The sequence below is a fragment of the Actinomadura sp. genome (assembly GCF_044508335.1).
Lineage (GTDB): Bacteria > Actinomycetota > Actinomycetes > Streptosporangiales > Streptosporangiaceae > Spirillospora.
Genome location: NZ_JBIQHY010000216.1, coordinates 1 through 3,997 on the forward strand (window position 1 = coordinate 1; position 3,997 = coordinate 3,997).

The 3,997-nt window shown below is 71.9% G+C and carries 6 protein-coding genes and 1 pseudogene; 3 read left to right on the forward strand and 4 right to left on the reverse strand.

The annotated features are described in order from the left end of the window. The first annotated feature begins 94 nt into the window (after positions 1-94). The 3 genes from ACIWVC_RS34235 to ACIWVC_RS34245 all read left to right on the forward strand — a co-directional run bounded on the left by ACIWVC_RS34235 (position 95) and on the right by ACIWVC_RS34245 (position 1,503). A complete protein-coding gene (locus ACIWVC_RS34235; RefSeq protein ID WP_396453292.1) occupies positions 95-430 on the forward strand; it encodes a hypothetical protein in 336 nt (111 codons plus the stop codon). Next, positions 420-1,001, forward strand: a complete 582-nt coding sequence (locus tag ACIWVC_RS34240; RefSeq protein WP_396453294.1) for a carboxymuconolactone decarboxylase family protein — start codon at positions 420-422, stop codon at positions 999-1,001. The genes ACIWVC_RS34235 and ACIWVC_RS34240 overlap by 11 nt, the downstream gene beginning before the upstream one ends. Positions 1,002-1,062: 61 nt before the next feature. Then, entirely contained in the window at positions 1,063-1,503 is a 441-nt protein-coding gene (locus ACIWVC_RS34245) for a LuxR C-terminal-related transcriptional regulator (RefSeq protein ID WP_396453296.1), read from the forward strand. A 107-nt stretch (positions 1,504-1,610) separates the two neighbouring features. Here ACIWVC_RS34245 and ACIWVC_RS34250 read toward each other — a convergent pair whose 3' ends face one another. From ACIWVC_RS34250 to ACIWVC_RS34265, 4 genes and pseudogenes are all read right to left on the reverse strand, one after another. Continuing rightward, a complete protein-coding gene (locus ACIWVC_RS34250; protein ID WP_396453274.1) occupies positions 1,611-2,522 on the reverse strand; it encodes an NADP-dependent oxidoreductase in 912 nt (303 codons plus the stop codon). Between the two features lie 169 nt (positions 2,523-2,691). After that, positions 2,692-3,480 (reverse strand): SDR family NAD(P)-dependent oxidoreductase, encoded by a 789-nt coding sequence (locus tag ACIWVC_RS34255; protein WP_396453272.1) that lies wholly within the window; start codon positions 3,478-3,480, stop codon positions 2,692-2,694. Next, on the reverse strand, positions 3,480-3,797 hold the full coding sequence (locus tag ACIWVC_RS34260; RefSeq protein ID WP_396455158.1) for a ferredoxin: 318 nt from the start codon (positions 3,795-3,797) through the stop codon (positions 3,480-3,482). The genes ACIWVC_RS34255 and ACIWVC_RS34260 overlap by 1 nt, the downstream gene beginning before the upstream one ends. Next, positions 3,794-3,997, reverse strand: a pseudogene (locus ACIWVC_RS34265) (3-ketosteroid-9-alpha-hydroxylase); the annotation flags it as partial. The gene ACIWVC_RS34260 and the pseudogene ACIWVC_RS34265, both read right to left, overlap by 4 nt.

Genomic DNA, 3,997 nt, shown 5'->3' on the forward strand with positions numbered 1-3,997 from the left:
GGGTGGCTGAATTCTTGTGATGATGTCGCGTTCGGGGGTGTGGCGATCGTCTAGTGGGTGAGGGGAGTGTCGGCCGCAGAGGAGTGAGGTTGCCATGCCGGACGACGACAGGAAGCGAGCAGCGCACCGGGCGCTGGTCGAGCACGTGCTGAGCGCGGAAGGCAAGGCATCTCCGGAGCAGCGGGCGCGTGCCTTCGGCAACGAGGGCCTCTCCCCGCCGTTGGACGCCCTGGTCGACAAGGTCGTCAACAGGCCCGCGCAGGTCGGCGACGCTGATCTGGCGGCGGCGAAAGCGGCGGGATACAGCGAGGACGAGGTCTTCGAGCTCGTGGTGTGCGCTGCGGTGGGGCAGTCCGACCGGCTCTACGAGGCTGGGCTGGCTGCTCTGGCCGAGGCGACCATGGGGGAGGGGCCGGATCATGCGTCTTGACGTCCTCAACAGCGGCTACGCCCGGAAGACCAAGGTGCTGTTCGGGGTCATCCGGCTGTTCTCCGGACGTCCGCTGCCGGACGCCGCCAAGCTGGTCTTCTACCGGCCCGACTTCTACGGTGCCCGGGCCAAGGAGTTCACCCATGAGGCGATGCGCGGGCCGTCCGACTGGTCCGTGGGCGACCGGGAGCTGATGGCGGCGTACGTGTCCAAGGTGAACGGCTCCGCCTTCTGCATCGGTGCGCATAGCGCCACGGCGAGCCGTGCCTACCAGGACGGGCAGTTGGTCGCGTCGGTGCTGGACGACCTGGAGACGGCGCCCGTCGGGGAGGCGCTGCGCGAGACGCTGCGGATGCTCGGCAAGCTGACCCGCGACGGCAAGGTCGGCGCCGACGACATGCGCAACGTGCTGGCCGCCGGCGCCACGCCCCGGCAGGTGCGGGACGCGCTGGCGGTTTGCGCCGCCTTCAACATCACCGACCGCCTCGCCGACGCCTTCGGCTTCGAACTGCTCGACCAGGAAGGCTTCGACGCGGGTGCCAGATACCTGCTCAAACGCGGCTACCGATAACGGGCGACCTGGGGGCCATGGGCCGGCGGGTGGGCGCGGGGGAGCCGGCCGTCCGCCCCGGGTGCTGATCCTCACCACCTACGACCTCGACGAGTACGTCTTCGGCGCGCTGCGCGCCGGGGCGTCGGGATTCCTGCTGAAGGACGCCCCGCGCGAGCGGCTCCTGGAGGCGATCCGCGTCGTCCACGGGGGCGAGGCGCTGCTGTCCCCGTCGATCACCCGCCGGCTGATCGAGGACTACGCCGGCCGCACCGACCCGGTCCCACCGGCCCCGGACCTGCTGGCCGCGCTGACCCCGCGCGAGCGCGAGATGCTCCTCCTCGTGGCCCAGGGCCTGTCGAACCAGGAGATCGCGGCGCGCCTCGTCGTCACCGAGGCCACGGTCAAAAGCCATGTCGGCAGCGTGTTCGCCAAACTCCATCTCCGCGACCGGGTCCAGGCCGTCGTGCTGGCCTACGAGCACGGCCTCGTCGTCCCGGGCCGCCGTCCCGACGCCCTGTGACCGCCGACCCGTGACCGCCGACCCGTGACCGCCGACCCGTGGTGACCGCCGACGCGCTGTGACCGCCGACCCGCCGTGACCACTGACCCGTCGTGACCGCCGACGCGTCAGGTCGTCAGCACGACCTTGCCGCGCCCGTGGCCGGTGGCGACCTTCCGGTGGGCGTCGGCCGCGCGCTCCAAGGGAAACACCCCTCGCACATGGATGTGCAGGCGGCCCTCGTCGTAGAGGCGTGCCGCCTCGGCCACGCGCGACGCCGACCGCTTCTCGGGCGGCGTCGTCCGGACGCCGAGTCCGGCGGCACGGTCGTGGTCGACCAGCGTGATGATGCGGGAGCGGTCCTTGACCAGGTCGAGGGACACGTCCAGGGCGTGACCGCCGGCGCCGTCCAGGGCGGCGTCCACACCGTCCGGCGCGACCGCGCGCACACGCTCCTCCAGGCCGTCCCCGTAGGCGACCGGGATCGCGCCGAGCGCGCGGAGGTACTCGTGGTTGGCCTCGCGGGCGGTGCCGATGACCCTCGCACCCGCGACACGGGCCAGTTGCACGGCGACCGTGCCGACCCCGCCCGCCGCCGCGTGGACGAGAAGGGTGTCGCCCGGCCCCACCGCCATCTCCTCGAGCGCGATGTGCGGGGTCATGACGGCGGCGGGGAAGCCGCCCCCCACCTCCCACGGCATGCTCGCGGGCTTCGCCGTCAGCGCCTCGGCCGGGACGGTGACGTACTCGGCGTAGGCGTTGAGCCGGCAGTTGCCCAGCACCTCGTCCCCCGGACGGACGGTCGTGACGCCCTCGCCGACCGCGTCGGCCACGCCCGCGAACTCGTTGCCGGGCACGCGCGGAAAGCCCTCCGGCGTCCCCGGCGGCATCCACCCCTCCCGGACGGCCAGGTCGAACGGCTGCACCCCGGCAGCCATCACCCGAACCCGCACTTCGCCCGGCCCGGCCTCCGGCACCGGAAGATCCAGAATCCTCAGCACATCCGGCCCGCCCGGCTCGGTGAACCCCGCAACCCGCATGGTCGCCCCCAATCGTCGATCAGGAGGAACCCTAGAACCTCAATCAAACTTGAGGTCAAGTCGCGGACCCGCGGGCACGCCAGTCAGTCCTGGACGGCGAAGGCGTGGATCTCAGACCAGACCGCGGCGGGTTGCTCTTCCTGAGCGAAGTAGCCCGCGTCCGCGCACGCTAGGACGGGTCGGGCAGCATCCGCTTCATGGCCTCGTGCGCGCCCAGCACCTTCCGGTCGCGCGGGAAGCCCGCGCGCTTCTGCGCCGCCTCGTAGTTCCCGCCCGCGACCCAGACAGGCCCGTCCTTCAGGTGCGAAAGCCCCTCGCGAGCGATGTCGTCGGGTTCGGCGACGTTCAGCCCCGGCATGTCCATGTTGAGCCCGGCGCGTTCCATCGCCGGTGTCCGCGTCACGCCGAGGACGAGTTCCAGGACGTCCACCCCGTGCTCGCGCATCTCCAGCCACAGCCCCTCGGCGAAGACGCGGCCGAACGCCTTCGCGGCCGAGTAGACGCTGATCTGCGCCTGGCCCATGTACCCGGCGAGCGAGCCGACCAGCAGCAGGCCGCCCCTGCCGCGCGCCTTCATCAGCGCGCCGAAGTGGTGCGTGAAGGCGAGCTGCGCGGTGATGTTGAGGTCGATGACGCCCTGGAAGCGGTCCAGGTCGCCGGTGACGAACTCGTGGCCGTAGGCGTTGGCGCCCGCGTTGAAGATCAGCAGCCCGACGTCCAGGCCGTCGGTGACCTCGCGGACCTTCTTCAGCGGGTCGGGGGAGACCAGGTCCAGCTCCAGCGTCCGGACCCGCACCCCCTTCGCCCGGACGGCCTCGGCGGTCTCCGCCAGCGGGCCCGGCTTGCGGGCGATCAGCACCAGGTTGACGCCCGCGTCGGCGAGGCGGTGCGCGAACGCCGCGCCGACCCCCTCCGAGCCGCCGGCGATGACGGCCCACGGGCCGTACTCGTCGATCATTACTCGTCGGCCATTACTCGTCGGTCATTCTTCGTCGATCGTTCTTCTCCGTCCACGGCCGGGCGGACCCCGGCCGGCTCACCATCGACGATCTTGATGGCGCCGGTCAGCGCCGCCTCCTGGATCGCCGAGCGCAGCGCCGGGCAGGTGTCGTGCGGGTCCTGGAGGCCCACGCACGCGGCCCGCGCGGCGGCGTTCCACTGGATGCTCGTCTGCTCCCAGGTCGACTTGCGCACCAGCACCTCGGCGGCGCAGCGGCGGCAGGCCACCGGGACCAGCGGGCCGTCCAGCAGCCGGTCGTCCTGGCGGGTCGTCACGCCGAGGCCCCCTGCGCCTCCCGGCGGGCGAGGTTCTCCTCGACCTCCTTCCTCCACGACTCCACCGGACGGGTCGTGTCGATCTCGAACTCGAACCGGTCGGTCATCTCCGGCCGGACGTCGGCGACGTCGACGTAGAACTGCTCGTACCAGCGGCGCAGCTGGTAGACGGGCCCGTCCTCCTCGCACAGCAGCGGGTT